Origin of the sequence: Kitasatospora sp. NPDC059648, assembly GCF_042734825.1 — a bacterium.
Lineage (GTDB): Bacteria > Actinomycetota > Actinomycetes > Streptomycetales > Streptomycetaceae > Kitasatospora.
On record NZ_JBHWDU010000084.1, the window covers coordinates 15,424 to 36,754 of the forward strand.

The following is a 21,331-nucleotide window of genomic DNA, read 5'->3' on the forward strand; positions in this document are numbered from 1 at the left end:
CGCGCGGGGCGGTTGCGGGGCGTGGCAGGATGGCGACCGCGCGTACGCGAATCGCCGTGCGTTTCGCTCGCAGTTCGTCTGCCCAGGATCGGGGGGTCCTCTTGTCCACGCCCAGAATTCCGGTCGCCGCGGTCGTCGTCGCCGGTGCCGCCGTCGTCGCGCTGACGGGGTGCGCGTCCAACGACATGGACCTGTCCGGCTCGCCCTCGGCCGCCTCCGCCTCGCCCACCGCCGCGCCCGTCCCGCCCACCGTCTCCGGCTCGCCCGTCCCGGGCAGTCCGAGCGCCACGCCGAGCGGCCCCAAGCCGCTGAGCGGACGGCAGTTGAAGCCGCTGCTGCCCACCTCGGCGACCCTGCCGGCCGGTTGGACGATGAAGGACAGCACCGAGTCCGACACCGGCGACGCCTTCGAGGACGAGCCGAACCCGACGCTGCTGAACAACCCCTGCACCTGGCTCTCCACCGCGAGCGGGGGCACGCTCGGGCTCGGCTACCAGAGCGCGCACGCCATGGAGATGGTGTCCGACGGCGACAACGAGTCCCGGATCGACCTGGGCTCCTACTTCCCCGGCACCGCCGTCAAGCAGCTGGACCTCATCCGCTCCTACGCCGACAAGTGCAAGTCGTACACCGGCCAGGACTGGGACAAGAAGCCCGTGCCGCACACGGTGACCGTCACCCCGGTGCCCAACCTCGGCGACGAGGCCATCGACCTGGTGAACACCCCGAAGGGCCCGTACGCCACCCAGGAGGTGCTCGCCGTCCGGATCGGCGACAAGATCCTCTTCCTGGACGGCGACAACGTCGTGGACCGGCTGCCGCACATCAAGGACCTCGCGGCCCCGATCGCCAAGCACATCAAGGAAGTCGCCCCCTGATGCCGCCGGTCCGCGGGGTTCAGTGCTCCTTGAGGCTGTCCGCGCCCCGGTAGCCGGCCGGCACGCCCTCGATCAGGATGATGTCGGCGTTCATGTGCCGGGTGCGCAGCGGCAGGATCTCCCGGTAGGCGGGCGAGTCCCACCAGGCGCGGGCGCGGTCGAGGTCGGGGAACTCGATGACGATCGTGCCGCCCGTGCCCCAGCGGCCCTCCACCGTCTCGTACCGGCCGCCGTGGACGACGAAGCGGCCTCCGAACGGGTCGAGGGTGGCGTCGATGCGCTCCAGGTACTCGACGATGTCGGGGCCGAACTCGACCGAGTGGACCTGGGCGATCGCGTAGGCGGTCATGGGGTGCTCCTGAGGGGCTCGTGGTGGGTGGTTCCTGCTGGCGTCCCCGACGGTAGGCCGCGGCGGGTGCCCGGCGAATCAGTCACGCATCGGTAGGGGTGACGTACGTACGGCCCTGATGGTTCGTGTAGCATCCGCCCGGCTCAAACGCTTGATCGAGATGAAGTGGGGTGGGGCGGCGTGCCGGAGATGGCCGGGGGCGGGCCGCAGGACGGCAGAACGACGACGCGGCGCCGTCGGGCCGTCGCCCTCGCGGCGGGGGCGTGCGCCCTCGATGTGGCGGGCCTCGGCGGGGTGCTGCTGCTCACCGGCTCGCCGGCGTCGGCGCCGGCGTCGCCTTCGGCGGAGACGGCGAGCACTGCCCCGGCGCCGCTCCCGGCCGAGACGCCCGCGGCCGTTCCGGTGGACGACGGGACCGGGGCCGCGCCCGAACCCGCCGCCGGCCGCGATGAGCACCGGCGCCAGGGCTCGCCGGGGTAGTGCGGGTGATCTTCCGGTGAGTAGGGTGAACCCTCGGATCGCGGGCGGCCGTTCGTGCGCCGCCCTGGGGGATCCGCGCTTGACCGCTGACGCTTGCCGTGCACGTGGGCGCCTCTGCGGCGGGACGGTGCGCCGCGCAGCGATGTCGCGTTCCCGGCCGCGGGGTGTTCGCGCTGTCGGGGCGGGTGACGCGCGTGGCGCCGCCAGCGAGCCGCAGGGGGCCAGAAAGTGAGTCGTAGACAGATGCAACCGACGTTCGTACTGGTTCACGGAGCTTTCGCGAACTCCTTCTCCTTCGCGCCGCTCCAGGCCGAACTCGGCCTCCTCGGCCACCGTTCGGTCGCCGTCGACCTGCCGGGGCACGGGTTCGCCGCGACGTACCCGCGGGCCTACCAGGCGCCGCAGGACCTCGCGCAGCTCGCGACCGCGCCCGGGGCGATCAAGGGCGTCACGCTCGCGGACAACGCCGAGCACCTCATCGGGATACTGGAGCGGGCCAAGCGCAACGGGCCGGTCGTCCTCGTCTCGCACAGCCGCGGCGGGATGACGGCCACCGTCGCGGCCAACCGGCGCCCCGACCTGATCGACCGCATCGTCTACGTCTCCTCCTGGTGCCCCGTCGACCTCGACGTCAGCGCCTACTACGCCGAGCCCGAGATGGCCACGGTCGACGCCGCGGGGCTGGCCTCGGCGATGGTCGCCGACCCCGCCGAAGTCGGGCTGCTGCGCTGCAACTTCCGCACGGCCGACCCCGGCGTCCTGGCGTCCTTCAAGGCGGCCTTCCTCGCCGACGGGACGGACGAGGAGTTCATGGCCTTCCTCAGCACCTTCCAGCCCGACGAGAACCTCGACGCCGGCACGCCCGAGGACCGGGCGCAGGCCGACAGCTGGGGGCGGATCCCCAGGACGTACGTCCGGCTGACCGAGGACACCAGCGTGCCGCTGGCCATGCAGGACCGGATGATCCGCGAGGGCGACGCGCTGACGCCGGAGAACCCCTACGACGTCCGCACGCTGACCAGCAGCCACCTGAAGTGGCTGGTCGACCCGGCGCCGGCGGCCCGGGTGCTGGCGGAGGTCGCCGCACTGCTGCCGTCCGGGGCCTGACCGGAGCCGGCTGGCGCCCGCCGGGACGAACGGAACGGCCCCGCCGCCCCGGACCACGGGGCGGCGGGGCCGCCGCATCGCAAGACGGAGGAGCGAGGCGCAGGAGCAAGGCCCAGCGACGGGGTCACGCACCTGACCTGCACCCGCAGGGCGCGGTAATCCGGGTGACAGCGGTGGCCCGGCCGACCATCATCGGTCGGTGGCCGACACCGTGGACGTTCTGGAACTGCGCATCATCTGCCCGCCGGCGGCCGAGGTCGGCCTGGAGGTCCGCCCGGTCATCGGCGGACGGGACGTGTTCGCCGGCTCCCCCTACCGGAGCGTCAGACCACGGCACCTGCTGGGTTCGGCCGGGCTGCTGCGGGCCACCGCCGCCCCTCGCGAGGTCCGCATCGCCAGGGCCGGATGCGTGGAGGAGTGCTGCGGCGCCGTCCACGTGACGATCAGGCGCGAGAGGGAGCACGTGCTGTGGACGGGCTGGCGCAATCCGATGGACAAGGATTTCGGCCTGGCCGACTGCCGGTTCTCCGCCGCCCAGTACGACGCCGAGGTCGCCCGGGCCGAGGCGGACCGCAGGTGGCAGTGGCCCGGCGCCGTGGTCGCCGACCTACTCGAAGCGAAGCTGACGGGAGACGGCAGCGGGCTGGCCGCGTGGGACTGCGAGCTCGAAGCGATCTGGGACAGTTGGACCGAACCCGACCGGATGGACGTCGTGCTGCGCCATCCCCGCGACTGCGACGAACGCGAGGACCACTGGCTCCAGTTCGGGATCAGGCTGCCGATCTGCGCGGACGACCCGGCCCGCCAGGCGGAGCGACTCGAAGCCCGGCTGACCGCCGGGGATCCCCGTGCCACGGCGCAGGTCTGGGGCGGTTCGCAGACGGCCGCCGAGAAGCTCGGCTACCGCTGGCCGCCGGAGTACCCCTGGGACTCGTGAGCAGGTGACCGTCCTTCCGGTCCGAGGGATACCTGCGTCGTTCCGTCACGGCTGATCGGTACCGCGGAAACGGCCCGGTCGCCACGAGATCCCGGAACCGAGTCCGTGCCGCAGGAACCAAGAGCGGGACAGGTGGGGGCAATCCCCTGCCGAACGCCCTCCTCAGGCCCAGGGCAGGGACGAGCGGGTGCGCCAGTAGTCCTCGGCGGGTTCGGCCATCGCGGCCAGCGGGGCGAGGTCCTCCGGGGTGAGCGCGACGTCGGCGGCGGCGAGGTTGGAGGCGAGCTGGTCGAGGGTGGCGGCGCCGGACAGGACGACGTCGGCCCAGGGCTGGGCGGCGGCCGCGGCCAGGGCGAGGGCGTCGGGGGTGGTGGCGGTGCGGGTGGCGAGGGTGCGCAGCGGGGCGGTGTCGTCCCCGGTGGCGTTGCGGCCGGCCAGGCGGCCGTTGGCCATGCCCTCCTTGACGACGACCAGCCAGCCGGCCCGGTGGGCCTCGGCGAGGGCGGGGGCGGCGGAGGTCTCCAGCAGGTTCCAGGTGGCCTGGACGGCGGTGAACAGCGGGCGGCCGTCCACGGTGACGGCCAGCGCCCGGCGGATGGCCTCGCCCTGGGCGGGGCCGCTGGTGGACACGCCCACCCGTACGCCCTCGGCGGCGAGGTCGGCCAGGCGCCGGTGCAGGGCGGGGTCGGTGAGGGCGGGGCTGTCGGCGGTGACCGAGTGGACGAGGTAGACGTCCAGGCGGGGGCCGAGCAGGGCGCGACTCTCGCGGATCTGGCGGTCGTAGACCGCCGTCGAGTGCTCCTTGACCTCGTGCGCGGCGACGCCGCTGGTGCGCCAGTCGGCGGTGTAGGTGTAGCCCCACTTGCTGCCGACGGTCACCTGGGCCGCGGCCTGGGGGTGTTCGGTGAGCCACTGGGCGAGGAACTGCTCGGCGCGCCCGTAGGAGCGGGCGGTGTCGAGGTAGCGCACGCCGGCGGCGTACGCGGCGTCGAGCAGGGCGTGGGTGCGCTCGCGCAGGGCCTCGACGGTGCGCTCGGCGGGCAGGTCGTGCGCACGGCCGAGGGTGATGTAGCCGGGACGGCCGACCGCCGCGGTGCCCAGTCCCAGGCGCGCGGCGTGCGGGCGCCCGGTGTGCGGGCCCGCGGTGTCGGCGGCGGGGGCGGTGGGGGTGGCGGCGGCGGGATCGGTCGGCACGGCGGGGTCTCCTCGGGCGGGCGCGGGGTGCTCGCCTGGGACTTTAGCCGCCACCCGGTCCCGGGCCGGTGGCCGGCTGGACCAGGCGCAGCACGGAGTTGACGCAGTCGCGCGGTGTGCCCGGCCAGTGGCGGTCGTTGCCGGTGAGCAACCGGCTGTGCACGCCGTCGCGTTCGGTGAGCGGTCCGGGGTGGGGCGCAGGGGGGTCAGACGGTCGGCGACCGGGCGGGCCCGGGGCGTGCCGGGATGTGCCGGCGGCGGTGCGGCCGCCCGGGCCGTACGGGCGGCCCGGGCGGAGAACGGGGTGCGGTGGCAGGGCGTGGGAACGGGCGGCGGTGGCAGGGCGTGGGAACGGGCGGCGGTGCGAGAGCACGGCAGGCCCCGTGGGGCCGAACTCCCTCGCCACAAATCGACCTGACGAGACATCAGATGCGCTGGTCGGCACCCGCCGGCTGCCCGGCCAGGATGTCAGCCACCGCTACGCGGGTCAACCGGAGTTGATTGCGGGCCCATTCGGATCCATGCCAGCTGATGCCGTTCGGCTATCGTGACCTGGCCGGCCCTGTCCGTCCGTCGAGGTCGCGGCGCAAAGGGCCCGGGTGTGAGGAAGGTGGGGAATGACGGAGTCGACGGGGGACGGCGTTCAGGTGGAACCGGAGGGCGCTCCACCGGAGCTGAACGGCCACCCGGACGAGCCCGGGGGCGGATCCGGGGACGGTCCGGCGAGCGCGGAGGCGAGCGGGCTGGCGGCCCGGATCGAGGCGCTGTTCCACACCGTCCGCCGCCCCGACCGCGAGCAGTACACCAACGAGGAGGTGGCCCGGGCCTGCCGCGAGGCGACCGGGGAGTCCTTCTCCACCACCTACCTGTGGCAGCTGCGCACCGGGCGCCGGGACAACCCGACCAAGCGTCACCTGGAGGCGCTGGCCCAGTTCTTCCAGGTCCCGCCCGCCTACTTCTTCGACGAGCGGCAGGGCGCCGAGATCGCCAAGGAGCTGGCACTGCTCGGCGCGCTGCGCGACGCGGGCGTGCGCAGCCTGGCGCTGCGGGCGGTGGGCCTGTCGCCGGAGGGCCTGGACACCGTCAGCGAGCTGGTCGACGTGATCGCCCGCCGGGACGCGGCGCGCAAACGCCCCTCGCCCTGAGACCGGGGACCGCTGACCCGGGGACCGTTGGCCCTGGGGAGCGAGATCCGAGGCCCGGGACGTGTGCACGGGGTGGAGCTGGAGGGGAGCTCGGCTTGTGGGGTGACGTGAGGGGTGGCCGGGGCTACCAATCCACGCTGCGGCGATGTCGCCGGATGGCCGAACAGCTGGAGCTGCCGCGCCCGTTCGACCCGGTGGCGCTGCTGGAGCAGCTCGCCGTGCGGCGCGGGCGGCCGATCGAGCTGCTGCCGGTGCCGGCCCGTCCGCACGCGCCCTGCGGGCTGCTGGTCTCCACCCTGGAGGCGGACTACATCCTGTACGCGGCGGACACCGGCGCGCTGCACCAGCGGCACATCCTGGTGCACGAGATCGCGCACCTGCTGCTCGACCATGCCGGGTCCGCGCCGCTGGCCCCCGCCGCCGCGCTGCTGCCCAACCTCTCCCCCGCGCTGGTGCAGCGGGTGCTGGGGCGCACCAGCTACGACGAGCCGCAGGAGCGGGAGGCGGAGCTGCTGGCCTCGGTGATCCTCAACCGGGCGGACCGGGCGGACGCCGCCGACCGGCCGGGCCCGGCGCCGGCGCGCGGTTCGCTGGACGCGCTGGGCCTCCTGCTGAGCAGCGGCCGCAGCCCGGAACCGGGGCCCGCCGACGGCGAACGGCCGGACGGCGGACCGGGGGACGGCGGAGCGGAGGAGGGACGGCCGTGAGCGACCTGGCCCTGTACCCCGTCGGCCTGTTCTTCGTCCTGAGCGGTGCCCACTTCGCCCGCAGCCGCATCGACTCCCGCGCCGCCGCCCGCTACACCTGCTACGGCACCGCCCTGCTGGGCGCCGCCCTGCTGGTGCTCGCCCCGCCGACCGTACGGGCGGTGCAGGGCACGGGGGTTCCGGTGCTCGCGGTGCTGGTGATCGTGCTCGGCGACGGACTGCGCGACGGCGCGGCCGCGGCGATCCGGCTGCTCGTACCGGCGCTGAGGGCGGCCGACGCCGCGCACGCCGCCGCACGGCCGGGCAACGCCGAGGGCGCCGGCCCGGCGCTGCGCCGCCCCGAGGTACGGGGCGGGCTGGCCCTGCTGGGCGCGGTGCTGGGGCTGCGGCTGGCGCTGATCACCGCGGCCGCGCCGGGCCTGGCGGGCGAGGAGCTGACCGTCGGTCCCGAGCTGTCCGCGCGCCTGGCGCTGGCCGGGTACACCGCCGTGGGCATGCTCCACACCGCCGTGTGCCTGGTCGCGCTGCTGCGCGAACTTCTCCGGCGCGCCCGGGCGGCCGGCCCCGGGCGGCTGGGCACCGGGCTGCGGCTGCTGGCCGGCGGGCTGGTGGCCGGGCTGCTGTGGAACGCCTGGAGCATGGACGACGTGCTGCGCGCGGCCGCCACCGGCAGCCAGGACGGCCCCGAGGACACCCTGTGCGCCGTCCTGGGCGGGCTGTGCGCGGCCCTGATCGCCGCGGGCCTGGGCAGCACACTGTGGCCCGCCGCGGCCGGGGCCGTACGGGGCTGGGTGCGCGCCCACCGCCGCTACCGGGCGCTCGCCCCGCTCTGGCGCGACCTGCACACCGTGCTGCCGGAGATCGCCCTCGGCCCGGCCCGCCGCCTGCCGCTGCCCCCGCGCGACCCGCAGTTCGCGCTCTACCGGCGGATCATCGAGATCCACGACGCCCGCCTGATTCTGCGCCAGCACGCCGACCCGCGTACCGCCCGGTGGCTCGACCACGCCACCCGCCGCTTCCCGCCGCCCTCCGCCCACGCCGCCGCCACCGCCGAGGCGGCGGCGCTGGCCGCCGCCCTGGAGCTGGCCGCGTCCGGCGCCGCACCGCAGGAGGCCGTCCTGTCCGCCGCACCCGGGACGACCGCCATGGACACCATGGACGGCGAGGCCGAGCACCTCGCCCAGCTGGCCCGCGTCTACGCCACCTGCCCCGCCGTCGCCGAGGTCCGCACCCGCGCCCGCGCCCGCGCGGAACGGGCCGAAAGGGCCGAAAGGGCCCGCGCCGAACGGGCCGAGGGGGCGCTGCGGTGAGATCCTGACGGCCTGCCCGGAGCTGTATCCGCCCGGGATCGTCGCCGTCGACATCGACGATCCCCGCCTGGAGCCGTAGGGGCGCTGCGGGGAGAGGCCGGGGACGCGTTGCCCGGGCGACGGCGCGCGCCCACCTGCCAGGGACCCGCCCGGCCGCAGCGCCCGGGCCGCGGCGCTTCGACGGTGGCGCTTCGGCGGTGGCGTTTCAGCCGTAGCGCGTCAACCGGCCTGGTCGGTCAGCGCCTTGACCAGCGCGACGGCCTCCTTGAGGCCGAGGTCGGGGCGCGCGGTGCGCAGCTCGCGGACGGCCTTGACCTCGGCCGTGCGGGGGTCGATGCCGGCCAGCGCCAGGACGTTGCGCGCCCATTCCACCCCGGCCGCGCCGCCGCTGGGGACGAAGTCCTCCACGATCCGGATCGCGCGGCGCAGGCCCGGGACCTCCTCCTGGCCGGCGGTGTCCAACGCGGCCCGCAGGGCTACCCGGAGGGCTTCGAGGTTGGCCGGCTTGGCGCGGTTGTACAGCGGGTTGAACATGGTGGTTCCTCGTGTTCCGATCGGTTTTCGCTCTGCGCTCTTCGGGGATCGGGCACGGGCCGTCCAGTCCTCCCCGGGGTTCTCCTGCGGCCCGGTTCGGCCGCAGCCGGCCGCGGCGTCGCCGCGGTCACGTCCCCGCCTCCCCCCGCGCGCATGCCCGCCACGCTAGTACTTGCCTGACGGGAAAGTAAATGCCAGGATCGAAGGCCCGCTCAACCATGCCCAGGAACCGCGGAGTTGGAGACCTGATGGCCGCTCACCACATCGACCCCGCGGACGCGCTCGCCTGCCTGCGCGCCGCGCACCGGGCCCGGGCGGCGGCCCGGCCCCGCCCGCTGCCGCACTGGTACCCGGCCACGGCCGCCGGGCTGTTCGCGCTGGGGTTCGTCCTGCTCGGCCTGTCGGTGCTGCTGCCGCAACGGCTCTGGCTGCCGGCCGCGGGCCTGCAACTGGCCGCGGCGGCGGTCCTGATCGGTCACGTCGTGGTCAGCCACCGCGCCGAGCACCGGCCCGGGATCGTCCCGGCCCTGCCCGGCCCGGGCGCCTGGCTCCCGGCCGCGGCGGCCCACCTGCCGGCGCTGGCCGCCTCCGGGGCGCTGGGCCTGGCGTTCGGGCCGGCCGGGTTCCTGCTCGCCCTCGGCCCCGCCTGCGGCCTCGCCCACCTGCTGCGGCTGCGCCGCAGGCGGGCGCGGGCGGACGCCGAGTGAACGCCCAACCGCCCGCCCCCGCCCCGGCGTTCGACGAGCTGATCCACCAGCCCACCCGGCTCACCGTGGTGGCCTTCCTCTCCGGCTGCGCCGAGGCGGAGTTCCGCGCCGTGCGGGAGAACTGCGGGGTCTCGGAGTCGGCGCTGAGCAAGGTGGTCGGCGTCCTGGAGGCCGCCTCCTACGTCACGGTCCGCCGCGGCTACGTCGGCAAGCGCCCGCGCACCTGGCTGCGCCTGAGCCCCGAGGGCCGCCGCGCCCTGGCCTCCCATCTGGCCGAACTCCAGCGCATCGCGGCCACCGCCACCGCCCTCGCCGCCGCCCTGGAACAGCAGCCGCCCCAGGCCTGACCGCTGCGCGGGTAGTCGGCCCGGCCGGCTTCCCGGGCGGCGACGGGGCGGGTGCGCCCGCCCCGGCCACGGCGGGCCGGGGCGGGCGTTGCCGTGCGCTTCGGCGGGCAGGGGCCGGCGGAAAGGAATATGGTCCGTCTTCGTCCACCGTGTCGATCTGCCGCCGCGCCGTTCGACCTTGGGATGGAGAGGGTCGGCAGGCGACCCCGTTCGAGGAGGTTGAGATGGCGAAGTACATGCTGATCATGCGGGGCACGGACGAGTCCATGGCGAAGATGATGGAGACGCCGTTCGAGGAGATGCTGGAGACCGTGGGGCGCTTCAACGAGGAGCTGATCCGGGCGGGCGTGCTGGTGGCCGCCGAGGGGCTGGACGACCCGTCGCAGGGGGCGGTCGTCGACTTCGGCGGTGAGGCCCCGGTGGTCACCGACGGCCCGTACGGGGAGACCAAGGAGCTGTTCGGCGGCTTCTACATCCTCGACGTCGCCTCGAAGGAGGAGGCCGTCGAGTGGGCCAAGCGGCTGCCGGCCTTCCCGGGCTCGAAGTGCGAGGTGCGCCGGGTGCCGGGCATCGATGAGTTCCCGCAGGACAACGAGTGGATCGTCAAGGAGCGGGCCTGGCGCGAGCGGACCGGCCAGCTCTGATGCCCGAGGCAGCAACCGGCGTCCCGCCGGGCGGCGAGTCCGCCCGGCGGGCCGTCGAGGCCGTGTGGCGCATCGAGTCCGCCCGGATCGTCGGCGCGCTGGCCCGCTACACCGGGGACTTCGCGCTCGCCGAGGACGTCGCGCAGGAGGCGCTGGCGGAGGCCCTGGTCAGCTGGGAGCGCGACGGCCCGCCGGCCAGCCCGGTGGGCTGGCTGCTGGCCACCGCCCGGCGCCGGGCCATCGACGCCTTCCGCCGCGCCTCGGCCCTCGACGAGCGCTACGCCGCGCTCGCGGGCCCGCTCGCCGAGGGCGAGTTCAGCACGGGCGCGGCGGGCGCCCCGCAGCAGCCGGACGACCTGCCCTGGGACCCGGACCGGGTCGACGACGACGTCCTGGCCCTGATGTTCACCGCCTGCCACCCGGTGCTCTCCCCCGAGGCCCGGGTCGCGCTGACCCTGCGCGTGGTGGGCGGCCTGTCCAGCGAGGAGATCGCCCGGGCGTTCCTGGTGCCGGTGCCCACCGTCCAGGCCCGGATCACCCGGGCGAAGAAGACCATCGCCGCCGCGCACGTCCCCTTCGAGCTGCCCCCGCGCCAGGAGCGGCGCGCCCGGCTCGGCGCCGTCCTGAGCGTCCTGTACGTGATCTTCACCGAGGGCTCCACGGCGACCGCCGGCGAGGACCTGCTGCGCCCCGACCTCGCCCGCGAGGCCGTACGGCTGGCCCGGATGCTGGCCGCCCTGCTGCCCGCCGAGCCGGAGGTGCACGGGCAGCTCGCCCTGTTCGAGCTCACCGCCGCGCGCTTCCCCGCCCGCACCGGGCCGGACGGGGAGGCGGTGCTCCTGGAGGACCAGGACCGGCGCCGCTGGGACCGCTCCGCGATCCGCCGCGGGCTGGCCTCGCTCGGCCGCGCAGCGAGCCTGGGGCGCGGCCAGGGGCGGGGCCTGGGCCCGTACGGCCTCCAGGCCTCGATCGCCGCCTGCCACGCGATGGCGCCCTCGGTGGCGCAGACCGACTGGGAGCGCATCGTGCTGCTCTACGAGGCACTCGGCCGCCTCGCGCCGTCCCCGGTGGTCGAGCTCAACCGGGCGGTGGCCCTCGCGATGGCCGAGGGGCCCCACCAGGCGCTCGCCCTGGTCGACGACCTGGCCGTCTCCGGCCGGCTGTCCGGCTCGCACCTGCTGCCGGGCGTGCGCGGCGAACTGCTGGCCCGGCTCGGCCGCACCGCCGAGGCCCGGGCCGAACTGGAACTCGCCGCCCGGCTGTGCCGCAACACCCGCGAGCGGACCGTGCTTCTGCGCAAGGCGGCCGCACTCGGCACCGGGCGGTGATCACCCGGCCGCACACGGGAGTTGAGTACGGAAGCGGATTGCGCACGGCGGCACGCCCGGGCCAGGGTGTGGTCCGGCACCCGCGCCCGCCCGTCAGCACCCCCCCGAGAGGAACCACCAGCCGGTGAACAGCCTCACGTACCTCCTCGGCTACCTGCTGAGCCTTCCCGGCCGGGGCCTGGAGGCGTCGTGCCGGGTCTGGCCGACCGACCGGCGCCTGCGCGCCCTGGCCGACGCCCCGCCCGCCCGGGCGGCCAGGCAGGCGGAGCGGGAGCGGATCGAGCGTATGGTGCAGGCGCTGGCGGCGGTGCAGGGGGTGGAACACCTGCTGACCCGGATCAGCGACCACTGCGACCGGCCGGAGTCCTTCGACATCCACGCCCCCGGCCCCGAAGGGCGGCTCGCCCTGGTCTGCCGGATGACCGCCAGCGCCTACTTCGCCACCCGGGAGGACCCCACCGTCCTGCTGCCCCGGATCGAGGCGGCGGGCCTGGCCGAGTGGGGCTCCCCGGACAACAGGACCGGCACCCTCGCCCACGCGCTGCGCTGGCACGGCGCCGACCTCGCCGACGACGGCTGGCGGCTCAGCCCCGAGGGCTGGCGGATGGAGGCCCCCGGCCTCAGCAGCCCCGGCGCCGTCCTGCACTGGGACCTGCGGGACTGCGCCACCCTGCGCCCGGACCCGTGCTGGAAGCGCATCGGCAGCCGCGTGCGCTTCGACAACGAGCAGACCCCGCCCGGCGCGGACCCGGCCGAACTGCTGCGCACCGCCCGGGCGAACGGGCGCGGCCTGGTCCTGCAACTGGACTTCAGGACCAACTGGCGCGAGGCCTGCACCTACTACACCGCCCGGCGCGGCGGCCCCGGCGGGCGCGGACGCCCCTGACCCCTGCGCCGCCGCCTCGGCCGCGGGGCACCGATGGCCCCCGCCAGGGTTCGGCGGGAGACTGGCCGTGGGGACCGAGGCACGGTGGGAGCGCAGCGATGGGCGGTGGGCGGACCCTCGCCGAGGTGATCGCCGCCGACGGGCCGCTGGCGCCGCGCGAGGCGGCCCGCATCGGCGCCCAGGTCCTGGACGCACTGGCGCGGGGGCACCGCTCGGGGCTGGTGCACGGGGCCGTCGAGCCGGACCGGGTGGTGCTGGAGCGCGGACGGGCGCAGCTCGCCGCGTTCGGGGCCGAGCCGTTCGACGCCTCCCCCGGGTACCGGGCGCCCGAGCGGGCCGCAGGCCGTCCGCCCGGTCCCGAGGCCGACCTGTGGTCGCTGGGCGCCACGCTCCACACGGCCGTGGAGGGACGGGCGCCGGAGGCGGGGCAACCGGCCGAGGCGCCTCGCGCCGGCCCGCTCGCACCGGTCATCGCCTCGCTGCTGCGCACGGACCCGGCGCAGCGGCCGGGCGCGGAGTGGACCGGGCACATGCTGGAGCGGGTCGCGGCGGGCTTCACGGTCGGCCCGGCGACGGCCGCGGCCCTGCCGGTCCGGGAGCCCGCCACAGCCACAGCACCGGCACCACCACCACCGACTCCTGGCCCTGGTCCTGGCCGTGGCCCGCAGCCTGCGGGCGGGCGGGCTGCGGCGGTGCGCCGCCCGGGGGTGGTGATCACGGCGGTGGTCCTCGCGCTCGCGCTGATCGGCGGGCTGGTCTTCCTGCTGGCCGGCCGCGGCACGCACCACCGGGCGGCCGTCACGGCTCCGGCCACCCCGCCCTCGGCCACCGCGCCGGCGACACCCGGGACCTCCGGGACACCCGGTACCCAGTCGCCCACGGCCCCGAGCCCCGCGACGCCCACCCCCGCGACCCCGAGCCCGAGCCCGAGCCCGGCGACCCCGGCCCCGACGCCCACGAGCCCGCCGCAGACCCCCTCGCCCGCGGTGCCCTCCGGCTACGTGCGCACCGACGACCCGGCGGGCTTCAGCTTCGCGCTGCCCACCGGCTGGACGCGCACCGACAACGGCATGGGCGCCGGCGACTACTCGCCGGACAACGGCGGCCACGTGCTGCGGTTCACCGTGATCGCCAACCCCTCCGGCCAGGCCCCCGTCGACGGCTTCCGCCAGATCGAGCAGTCGCTCACCCAGCAGGGCGGCTACACCCGGATCGACCTGCGCACCAACACCTTCCAGGGCAACCCGGGCGCCTACTGGGAGTTCACCTTCGGCTCCTCCCACGTGGGCGCGCAGTCCCTCCTCGCCCCGAACGGCAACGAGTACACCGTCTACCTGTCCACCCCCGACGCCGACTGGGCCTCCTACCAGCCGGTCCTCACCACGGCGCTGGACACCCTGACGATCCCTTAGAGCGTGTCCGCCCCTCCGAGCTCCTCGATCCGCCGCCCGTCCACCCAGGCCGACCAGCCGTTGGAGCAGACGATGTGCGCCCAGTCCCCGGCCCGTTCCAGCACGTGCAGTTCCACCCTGGCGTCGATCCTGGTGACGGCCTTGAGCGACGGGTCGGGCGCGGCCCAGGCCGACATGCCGCCGGACGGAACGCGGTGCGTGGGCCGGAAGACGGGCTCGGTGGTCCGCTCCGGTGATACCGGCGGCGCGGGCGGGCGGCTGAGCGGTTCGCTCACCGGCGCCGCCACCGTCGCCGTCACCTGCTCCGGCTCCGGCTCCGGCTCCGGCTCCGGGCGGTAGACCTCCTCGGGGAGGTCCAGTTCCGGGATCGGCCGCAGGAACTCGGCGGCCAGGCCGCACGCCTGCACGACGCCGAGGGCCCGCAGCCCGAAGCGGACGGCCGACCAGTCCTCGCGGGCCCGGGTGAGGCCCTGGCTGACCACGGCCCAGACCGTCGGCTCGGTCACCACGAACAGGACCATGTCCTCCTGCGCGACGGGCCGGCCCGCCTCGTGGCCGACCACCTGGACGTCGTGCAGCGACAGCAGGCTGATCCAGGTGAACAGGGTGCCCGCGAAGGTCGCCAGGGTGAGCCCGGGCTCGTACGCCGCAGGATCGCCGGCTCCGACGCGTTCGAGGTATCCGCTCTCCTCGTAGCGGCGCAGCTCCCGTTCGGCGACGGCGGCGGTGACCGGCGGCAGGGTCACGCCGCTCCGGCCGCCGGGGTGCAGCTGGGTGGCGAACAGTTCCGCGACGGCGTGGCCGATCCAGCGCCGGTCGGCCACCCGCAGGGCGTCCTGCTGGGCCTCCAGGAGGTCCGTCACGCAGACGGTGACGGGCTCCGGTTCCGTGCGCCGTCCGCTGAAGGAGCGGAAGAAGGCGGTCTTGTACGCGTCCACCAGCACCAGCAGGAAGGCCAGTTGCTCGGCGGTCAGTTCCTCCTGGGGCAGCGGCACCGGCTGGCCGCTGGAGAACTGCACCTGCAGCTGCACCCACCAGGCGAGGTCCTGCGGCGCGAACGGGGCCATCAGCTCGTACCCGCCGTCCAGTGCGGGCCGCAGGCCGACGAAGACGCCCTCGTGGCGGCGGGAGGCGTACAGCCGGCACTGGGTGGGGGCGCTGTTGAACAGGGCGCTGCGGGCGTCGACCACCCGGTCGGGGACGGCGAGCGGGAGCAGTGCCGTCCGCACGGTGGCGGCGGACAGTCCGGTGAACTCCCGGAGCAGTTCGGCGGCTTCCCGGACCGGTCCGGTCGCGTCCGGGCCCGCCGCCGGGTCCGGGGCGCACAGGTCGGTCAGCGGTGACAGCACACCGGGCTCGGGCATGTCCAGGTGCCGTGCCAGCGGTGCGAATTCGGCCCGGCGAAGGCGGATGGTACGGGCCAGGCCGCCCGGCGAGGGGGTGTCGGAGGAGGTGTCGGGTGCCGGCGCAGCGGTGGCTCGGGGGTCCATGGCTCACTTTCCTCCTGCCGCCTCGTCCCCGCGTGCCGGGCCCGAGGCGATGCCCGTGGCGACGGTCCCGGCGTGCCCGCCCACCGCCTGCGCGAGGTGGCCGCCGAGCCCGCCCGGACCGGGAGCGGGCAGGGCGCGGAACGCGGGGTACGCCGGGCCGTGCCCCTGGATGAAGGCCGCCAGGTTCGAGTCGACCTGCTGGGCCAGGCCGTTGATCGAGGTGCCGAACTTCTGCTGGGAGAGCAGCTCCATCTGCGAGGGGGTGTAGACGCCCTTGCCGCAGTCGCCCAGGAAGCCCTTCATGTCCAGGACGCGCTGGTAGGCGGCGGGGTCCGCGCCCTGGTAGTGGTACATCATCGGTTCGAGCTTGCTGGAGATGTCCTTGGCCACGCCCCGGGCGGTCTCCTGCAACGCGCTGCCGGGGCTCAGCTCCTTGGGGTTCATGTACGACTTGTAGGTGGTCACCGAGCCGGTCTGCGCGGCCCACTTGGGATCGGGCGGGTAGCCGAGGGCGTCGTTCTTGAGCACCGGCAGGTCCTGGTAGGCCTCCGGGTGCTTGCTCTGGGTCACGGCCTGCAGCGCCTCGTCGGCGTCCTGGCCGCCGGTGGCGGCGGAGTACGCCTGGTGGTAGGCGGCCTGGAAGTCCTTGTTGGCGTTGGAGGGGCTCACCGGCACACCGTTGAGCGTCAGCTGGTCGCAGGCCCGCAGCTCCTGGAGCCTCTTGTACAGCTCTTCGGCCTGTTGCGAGGTGGGCGGGGCCTTCTCCAGCTGCGCGAGGGTCTGGCGGTAGGCCATCTGCTGCAGGGCCAGGTCGCGGTCCATCCCGACGGTGCCCGCGCTCTTGGCGTTGCGCAGGTCGGTCAGGTCGTCCACGGTCAGCGGCTGTCCGCCCCGCTTGTAGCCCTGCGCGTTGAGGAGGGCGACGGTGTCCTCGTGGGTCTTCTTCAGCACCGGGTCGAGGACGTTCGCGTACTCGCCCTGGATCTCCTTGGGGACGGTCTTCAGGGTGGCCTTGGCCTGGTACTGGGAGTTGATCACGACGGCCTTCTGCTTGAGCGCCTCCTGCGCCGCCGCGATCTCGTCCGGGCTCGCCCCCTGCGCCTTGAGGCCGCGCAGGTCGGCGGCCATCTGCTGGAACTCCTGCGCCGCCTTCTGCCCGGCGGCCTGCTCGGCGCGGTAGGCGGCGTCGGTGGCGGCGGTGGCGGTGGGGACGGGGCCGGGCGGCGGCTGGCCGCCGTGCAGGGCGCTGAGCGCGGTGGTCTCCTTGACCGCGTCGGTCGCCGCGGGGCCGATCCTGTTCAGGCCGAGGGAGTGCAGCCCGACGGCGTTGCCGAGGTCCTGGACCATGGCGAGGGCGATGGAGAGCCGGCCGGCCTGCGGGGCGGGGCTGTCGGGGTCGATGACCTGGCCGACGGTGGCCTGGTAGGCGGCCTGGAGGGTGTTGATCGGCAGCACCGCGTTGGCCGCGCCGAGCAGGGCCTTGCCCAGTCCGCCCTCCTCGTAGCCGACGCCGAAGCCCTGGACGGCGTTGCGGCCGACCATGAACGCCCCGAGCTGGGCGGCGCCGGCGGCGGTCAGCGGCACCGCGAAGGGGGCGAGCACCAGCTCGGAGGCGATGGCCACGTGCTGCCAGCCGACGGCGGCGGCCTCGTGCTCCTGGGCCGCGATCGACTCCAGCTCGGCGGCGGCGGCCTGCGCCTCGTTGCGGCCCTGGGCCTGGGTGAACAGGGCGGTGGTCATCTGCCGCAGCGCGCCCGCGGTGTCGGCGCCCGGGGCGCCGTTCTCGATCTGCTGCAGCACCCGGTTGGCCGTCTCGAACTGGCCGGGCGGCAGGTGGTCGATCAGGTTGCTGAGGTAGTTCTCGTGGGCCTCGATGCCGTCGAGCCGGTGCAGGTAGTCGGTGTAGTCCCGGTCGCGCTTGGCGTCGGCGGCCTGGAGCGCGTCCATGCCGGACTGGCGGAACGCCTCCCGCTGGGCGTTCCCGGCGGTGTCGGCGGCGGGGACCATCGCCTCCAGGCTCCGCAGGCTCTGCAGCTGGTCGGGGGTGAGGCCCTGAGCGGGGTCGACGCCCTGTTCGAGGGTCTGCAGCTGCTGCCAGTACGAGGGGTCGTACACGTTGGCGCCGTCGAGCGCGGCGAGGCGGCCGCGGATCGCCTGGGCGGGGTCGGGTGCGGGCGGTGGCGCGGGCGGCGGCGCGGGGGCGGGGGCGGGGGGCTGGTCGGGTACGCCCTGGGCGTCCCCGGCGGGCCCTTCGTCCAGGGGCTGGGGGCCGGGCGGCAGGTCCGGAAGCAGCGGTGGCGGTTCGTCCGGCGGCGGCAGTGCCGGCAGCGGTCCGGCGTCCACCGGCAGGTCCGCCCGGGTGCCGGGCAGGGTCAGGGCCGGGTCCGCGATCCCCTGCGCGCGGCGCCAGTTGAGGTACTGGTTGAACTCGGCGTCGGTGGGCGGATCGGTGAAGCCGGGGTGGGTGGCGCGCCAGCGCTGGAAGGCCGGGTCGTCCAGCAGCCCCTGGATCCAGTTGTTGACCGCCTGCCGGTCGCCGGGCGGCATGGCCGCCTGTGGCTGCCGGGGCGGCTCGCCCGCGCCGTCCCCTGCCCCGTCGTCCGGTCCGTCGCCGTCCGGTCCTTCGGTGCCCGGTGCGCCGAGGGTGCCCGGCGGGCCCGCCAGGGTGCCCGCGAAGCTTCCGAGGAACGCGCCCAGGATCCCGCCCGCGCCGGCCGCGGCCGCCCCGGCCGCGGAGTAGCGCAGCACGGTGGCGCTGCCGGTGCAGCTCAACCAGGCCTGGCCCCGGAGCCTGCATTCGAGCGAGCCGCCGTCGTCGGCGTGGGCCGGCAGGACGTCGGTGAGCCCGTGCAGCACCAGCACGGCGCCGACGAGCAGCACCACGCAGGCGGTGGCGGGCGGGCGCGCGCCGGTGGCGGAGACCAGCACGGCGGCCAGCGCGAGGGCGCCGGCCAGGCCGTACTTGACCGGGCCGTCGGTGACGAACGAGGCGACGGCCAGCGAGGCGGCGGAACCGAGCAGGCCCACCGTCATGCCGGTGATCCCGGTGACGCGGTGGTGGCGGGTGGGGGCGATCCGCTTGACCACCGCGGACCAGATCCGGCGCAGGAACGTCGACACGATGCTGCCGAGCACGGTCGGTGCTCCCGCGAGCACGCCGAGGGCGAGCACCGCCCCGGCCGCGGGCGGGACGATCTGGGCGGCCAGCATCGCGACGGCCGCGCCCCACAGGAGGTGGACGCCGGCCGCGCGGTCGCCCCGGACCAGGGTGGCCAGGGTGCGCGGCAGCGCGCGCAGGTCGGCCAGGAAGCGGGTGGTGCCGACGGTGTGCCAGTAGCCGAACACGCCGAACAGCACGGTGGTGAGCAGGCCCCAGAACAGCGCACCCTGGAAGAAGTTGCCGTGGGTGGTGGCCGGCGCCCCGGGCGGCACCTTGCGCCAGCCGCCGTAGCGCACGGCGATCAGGAAGACGTTCACGGCGTAGCCGATCACGCCGCCGACCACCGCCCCGGTCACGGCGGACCACAGGTGCTCGCGCAGCCACCCGGGCAGCTGCCGGGCGACGTCGCCGATGGTCGGCACGGTCTGCGGGGCCGTCGTGGTGGTCATCTCAGTGTGCCGTCCGATCCACGATCACGAAGCCGCCCGCGTACGGCTGGGCGGAGGTGCGCACCCGCAGCACGGCGTTGCCCGCGGAGGCGAAGCAGGCCGTGGTGGTGCGCCCGGGCTCCAGCCGGGGGGAGCCGGCGGCGGCGGGCAGGGTGTACGGCACCGTGTCGCCGTTGCGCAGGCTCACGCAGCCGTACGCGGGCACCCGCAGGTACTGCGGGTGGAAGCGTCCGTCCAGGACCAGGGCGCTCGGGCCGGGGGCGACCCGCTCCCCGGCCCGCACGGGCGCCGGGGTGGTGAAGGGGCGCTGCCACAGGACCAGCACCAGCACGACGGCCAGCAGGGCGCAGGCGGTGGCGTGCGGGCCGATCTCGCGCAGCCGGCGCGCGGTGCGCCCGGGGTCGGCGACCAGCAGGCCCAACGGCGCCCCGTAGGCCAGGTGCCCGGCGTAGGCGATGGCGATCAGCCCCGCGCCGCGCAGCGCGTAGACGCCCGCGACGGGAGAGGCCACCGCGATGGTCTCGATCATCAGGCCCCAGGCCAGGCCCCACTGCCAGCGCCGGCCGGAGGCGATGACGGCGTAGCTGATCCCGAAGCCGATGCCGTTGGAGAAGTGGAACGCCCAGCCGAGCAGCCCGGTGCGCGGGCTGGAGGAGTCCGCGTCCAGGGCGAGCACGCCGTAGGTGTCGACCGGGGCGAACAGCCGCAGGCCCGCCAGCGCGAACGGCACCCGGAACAGGTCGTAGCCGAGGGTGCCGATCAGGCCGCCGACCGTCCCGGTCACGAGGGCGCGATGGACCCGGCTCAGGCGCGGGCGACGGGCGGTGGCCACAGCGATGGCGGTGAGCAGCGCCAGGCTGGGCACGGTGACGGCCCAGAACCAGAGGGCGAAGGGCGCCGCTGCGCACGCCCAGGCCGGTACGGGGGTGACCGGCAGGAGGCCGAGGAGCGCGCACAGGGCCCCGACACCTCGCCCACCGGGCCCGGCCGGGGCCCGGACCGCTGGGCTGCCCATGGTCGAGGTGGGGTGCTGTCCTCGTGCCCGCCCAGGCATCTCGGGGTTCCGTCCGACCTTCTCCTGCCACGATTCCACCGCGGGGTGACCGGGGGCAACCGGTGACCGCGGGCGAGCGGTGACCGCGGGCGAGCGGTGACCGCGGGCGAGCGGTGACCGCGGGCGAGCGGTGACCGCGGGCGAGCGGTGACCGCGGGCGAGCGGTGACGGAAGTGGCCTGCGCGCTGTTCCCCGGCTACAGCTCCCACAGCCGGATGGTGCGGTCCGCGCTCGCCGAGAGCGCGCGCCGGCCGTCCGGGGTGAAGGCCACGGCGTTGACGTTGCCGGTGTGGCCCTCGTAGCGGGCCAGCTCCCGGCCGTCGCCCGGGTCGACCAGCCGGACCCGGTTGTCGACGCCGAGGGTGGCCAGCAGGTCGGCGTCGTAGTGGTCGGTGCCGCTGCCGGTCAGCAGCCGCCGGCCGTCCGGGGCCACCGCCAGGCAGCGCAGGTTGCCCGTCCCGATGGCGAAGCGGCCCGTCTGCGCGCCGGTGACCGGGTCCCACACGTGCAGCAGGCCGTCCATGGTGGTGGCGACGAGGAGGCCGCCCCGGACGGCGAACCCGACGGCGGTGACCGCGAACAGCTCCTCGCCGAAGCGGCGCAGCTCCTGGCCGCCGTCCAGGTCCCACAGCCGCACCTGGTCGGTGCCGACGTCGTACTGGGCCGAGCCGGAGAGCAGTTGCCGGCGGTCCGGGGAGAACGCGACGGCGGTGACGTCCGCGGTGTGTCCCGGCAGGCGCCGCAGTTCCTGGCCGGTGGCCGGGTCCCAGCAGCGCACGGTGTGGTCCCCGCAGCCGGCGGCCACCAGGCGGCCCTCGGGGGAGAAGACCGCGGCGAGGCAGCCCTGCTGCTGCCCGTCGAAGCGGCGCAGCTGTCGGCCGGTGCCGGTGTCCCACAGGACGGCCGGGCCCCAGACGCCGCCGGACACCGCGCAACGGCCGTCCGGGGACAGGGCCGCGCACTGCACGCCGTCCTCGTGGGCGCTCCAGTGCCGGATCTCCGACCCGGTTTCGAGGTCCCAGAGCCTGAGCGTGCGGTCCTCGCTGCCGGACAGCAGCAGGCGGCCGTCGCGGGAGACGGCGGCGCAGGTCACCGCTGCCGTGTGCCCGGTCAGTACGGACGCCTCGGGCGGCGGGCCCGGGGGCGGGCCGGGCGGCGGGCCCGGGGGCGGGCCGGGCGGCGGGCCCGGGGGCGGTGGCCCGGGCGGTGGGCC

The 21,331-nt window shown here is 75.7% G+C and carries 19 protein-coding genes; 12 read left to right on the top strand and 7 right to left on the bottom strand.

The window, feature by feature from the left end; translation table 11 throughout:
• Positions 1 to 101: 101 nt before the first annotated feature.
• Complete coding sequence (locus tag ACFV1W_RS32950) at positions 102 to 878, top strand: hypothetical protein (protein ID WP_380420926.1); 777 nt, start codon at positions 102 to 104, stop codon at positions 876 to 878.
• Between the two features lie 19 nt (positions 879 to 897).
• Here the strand turns inward: ACFV1W_RS32950 and ACFV1W_RS32955 are convergent, their stop codons facing one another.
• Entirely contained in the window at positions 898 to 1,227 is a 330-nt protein-coding gene (locus tag ACFV1W_RS32955) for a DUF1330 domain-containing protein (RefSeq protein WP_380420927.1), read from the bottom strand.
• Positions 1,228 to 1,950: 723 nt separating this feature from the next.
• Between ACFV1W_RS32955 and ACFV1W_RS32960 the strand changes: the two genes are divergently transcribed.
• Positions 1,951 to 2,814: an alpha/beta fold hydrolase gene (locus tag ACFV1W_RS32960; RefSeq protein WP_380420928.1), complete on the top strand. Its 864-nt coding sequence runs from the start codon at positions 1,951 to 1,953 to the stop codon at positions 2,812 to 2,814.
• Positions 2,815 to 3,013: 199 nt separating this feature from the next.
• Positions 3,014 to 3,751 carry a hypothetical protein gene (locus ACFV1W_RS32965; RefSeq protein WP_380420929.1) on the top strand — a complete coding sequence of 246 codons (738 nt, stop codon included), beginning with the start codon at positions 3,014 to 3,016 and terminating at the stop codon, positions 3,749 to 3,751.
• 162 nt (positions 3,752 to 3,913) lie between these two features.
• On the opposite strand, the gene ACFV1W_RS32970 is transcribed toward ACFV1W_RS32965, so the two are convergent.
• Positions 3,914 to 4,858 (bottom strand): aldo/keto reductase, encoded by a 945-nt coding sequence (locus ACFV1W_RS32970; protein ID WP_380420945.1) that lies wholly within the window; start codon positions 4,856 to 4,858, stop codon positions 3,914 to 3,916.
• A 704-nt stretch (positions 4,859 to 5,562) separates the two neighbouring features.
• On the opposite strand from ACFV1W_RS32970, the gene ACFV1W_RS32975 reads away from it, so the two are divergent.
• From ACFV1W_RS32975 to ACFV1W_RS32985, 3 genes are all read left to right on the top strand, one after another.
• A complete protein-coding gene (locus ACFV1W_RS32975; protein ID WP_380420930.1) occupies positions 5,563 to 6,090 on the top strand; it encodes an XRE family transcriptional regulator in 528 nt (175 codons plus the stop codon).
• Positions 6,091 to 6,245: 155 nt separating this feature from the next.
• Positions 6,246 to 6,797 (top strand): ParH-like protein, encoded by a 552-nt coding sequence (locus tag ACFV1W_RS32980; protein ID WP_380420931.1) that lies wholly within the window; start codon positions 6,246 to 6,248, stop codon positions 6,795 to 6,797.
• Positions 6,794 to 8,107: an MAB_1171c family putative transporter gene (locus ACFV1W_RS32985; protein ID WP_380420932.1), complete on the top strand. Its 1,314-nt coding sequence runs from the start codon at positions 6,794 to 6,796 to the stop codon at positions 8,105 to 8,107. Before ACFV1W_RS32980 ends, ACFV1W_RS32985 begins: the two co-directional genes overlap by 4 nt.
• Before the next feature lie 219 nt (positions 8,108 to 8,326).
• Here ACFV1W_RS32985 and ACFV1W_RS32990 read toward each other — a convergent pair whose 3' ends face one another.
• Positions 8,327 to 8,641, bottom strand: coding sequence for a hypothetical protein (locus ACFV1W_RS32990; RefSeq protein ID WP_380420933.1), 315 nt, complete (start codon positions 8,639 to 8,641; stop codon positions 8,327 to 8,329).
• A gap of 248 nt (positions 8,642 to 8,889) precedes the next feature.
• Between ACFV1W_RS32990 and ACFV1W_RS32995 the strand changes: the two genes are divergently transcribed.
• The 6 genes from ACFV1W_RS32995 to ACFV1W_RS33020 all read left to right on the top strand — a co-directional run bounded on the left by ACFV1W_RS32995 (position 8,890) and on the right by ACFV1W_RS33020 (position 13,965).
• Positions 8,890 to 9,348 carry a hypothetical protein gene (locus ACFV1W_RS32995; protein ID WP_380420934.1) on the top strand — a complete coding sequence of 153 codons (459 nt, stop codon included), beginning with the start codon at positions 8,890 to 8,892 and terminating at the stop codon, positions 9,346 to 9,348.
• On the top strand, positions 9,345 to 9,695 hold the full coding sequence (locus ACFV1W_RS33000; protein WP_380420935.1) for a transcriptional regulator: 351 nt from the start codon (positions 9,345 to 9,347) through the stop codon (positions 9,693 to 9,695). The genes ACFV1W_RS32995 and ACFV1W_RS33000 overlap by 4 nt, the downstream gene beginning before the upstream one ends.
• A 224-nt stretch (positions 9,696 to 9,919) precedes the next feature.
• Positions 9,920 to 10,339, top strand: coding sequence for a YciI family protein (locus ACFV1W_RS33005; RefSeq protein WP_380420936.1), 420 nt, complete (start codon positions 9,920 to 9,922; stop codon positions 10,337 to 10,339).
• The gene (locus tag ACFV1W_RS33010; protein WP_380420937.1) at positions 10,339 to 11,667 is read left to right on the top strand and encodes an RNA polymerase sigma factor; all 1,329 of its coding nucleotides are present in this window, start codon (positions 10,339 to 10,341) and stop codon (positions 11,665 to 11,667) included. The genes ACFV1W_RS33005 and ACFV1W_RS33010 overlap by 1 nt, the downstream gene beginning before the upstream one ends.
• A gap of 124 nt (positions 11,668 to 11,791) precedes the next feature.
• Positions 11,792 to 12,553 carry a hypothetical protein gene (locus ACFV1W_RS33015; RefSeq protein ID WP_380420938.1) on the top strand — a complete coding sequence of 254 codons (762 nt, stop codon included), beginning with the start codon at positions 11,792 to 11,794 and terminating at the stop codon, positions 12,551 to 12,553.
• Between the two features lie 98 nt (positions 12,554 to 12,651).
• Positions 12,652 to 13,965, top strand: a complete 1,314-nt coding sequence (locus tag ACFV1W_RS33020; protein WP_380420939.1) for a hypothetical protein — start codon at positions 12,652 to 12,654, stop codon at positions 13,963 to 13,965.
• Here the strand turns inward: ACFV1W_RS33020 and ACFV1W_RS33025 are convergent.
• The 4 genes from ACFV1W_RS33025 to ACFV1W_RS33040 all read right to left on the bottom strand — a co-directional run.
• Positions 13,962 to 15,455, bottom strand: coding sequence for a hypothetical protein (locus ACFV1W_RS33025; RefSeq protein WP_380420940.1), 1,494 nt, complete (start codon positions 15,453 to 15,455; stop codon positions 13,962 to 13,964). The genes ACFV1W_RS33020 and ACFV1W_RS33025 overlap by 4 nt on opposite strands.
• A 3-nt stretch (positions 15,456 to 15,458) precedes the next feature.
• Positions 15,459 to 19,064 (bottom strand): hypothetical protein, encoded by a 3,606-nt coding sequence (locus ACFV1W_RS33030; RefSeq protein WP_380420941.1) that lies wholly within the window; start codon positions 19,062 to 19,064, stop codon positions 15,459 to 15,461.
• Between the two features lies 1 nt (position 19,065).
• Positions 19,066 to 20,079 (bottom strand): hypothetical protein, encoded by a 1,014-nt coding sequence (locus tag ACFV1W_RS33035; protein ID WP_380420942.1) that lies wholly within the window; start codon positions 20,077 to 20,079, stop codon positions 19,066 to 19,068.
• Positions 20,080 to 20,314: 235 nt separating this feature from the next.
• Positions 20,315 to 21,331: WD40 repeat domain-containing protein (locus ACFV1W_RS33040; RefSeq protein WP_380420943.1), on the bottom strand; the 1,017-nt coding region annotated here is incomplete at its 5' end.

Excerpts from the sequence above, each read along its gene's own strand:
- ACFV1W_RS32990 (WP_380420933.1), bottom strand. The coding sequence starts at position 8,641 with ATGTTCAACCCGCTGTACAACCGCGCCAAGCCGGCCAACCTCGAAGCC.
- ACFV1W_RS33025 (WP_380420940.1), bottom strand. The coding sequence starts at position 15,455 with ATGGACCCCCGAGCCACCGCTGCGCCGGCACCCGACACCTCCTCCGAC.
- ACFV1W_RS32960 (WP_380420928.1), top strand. The coding sequence starts at position 1,951 with ATGCAACCGACGTTCGTACTGGTTCACGGAGCTTTCGCGAACTCCTTC.
- ACFV1W_RS33030 (WP_380420941.1), bottom strand. The coding sequence starts at position 19,064 with ATGACCACCACGACGGCCCCGCAGACCGTGCCGACCATCGGCGACGTC.
- ACFV1W_RS33035 (WP_380420942.1), bottom strand. The coding sequence starts at position 20,079 with ATGGGCAGCCCAGCGGTCCGGGCCCCGGCCGGGCCCGGTGGGCGAGGT.
- ACFV1W_RS33010 (WP_380420937.1), top strand. The coding sequence starts at position 10,339 with ATGCCCGAGGCAGCAACCGGCGTCCCGCCGGGCGGCGAGTCCGCCCGG.
- ACFV1W_RS32955 (WP_380420927.1), bottom strand. The coding sequence starts at position 1,227 with ATGACCGCCTACGCGATCGCCCAGGTCCACTCGGTCGAGTTCGGCCCC.
- ACFV1W_RS32975 (WP_380420930.1), top strand. The coding sequence starts at position 5,563 with ATGACGGAGTCGACGGGGGACGGCGTTCAGGTGGAACCGGAGGGCGCT.
- ACFV1W_RS32995 (WP_380420934.1), top strand. The coding sequence starts at position 8,890 with ATGGCCGCTCACCACATCGACCCCGCGGACGCGCTCGCCTGCCTGCGC.
- ACFV1W_RS32980 (WP_380420931.1), top strand. The coding sequence starts at position 6,246 with ATGGCCGAACAGCTGGAGCTGCCGCGCCCGTTCGACCCGGTGGCGCTG.
- ACFV1W_RS33005 (WP_380420936.1), top strand. The coding sequence starts at position 9,920 with ATGGCGAAGTACATGCTGATCATGCGGGGCACGGACGAGTCCATGGCG.
- ACFV1W_RS33020 (WP_380420939.1), top strand. The coding sequence starts at position 12,652 with ATGGGCGGTGGGCGGACCCTCGCCGAGGTGATCGCCGCCGACGGGCCG.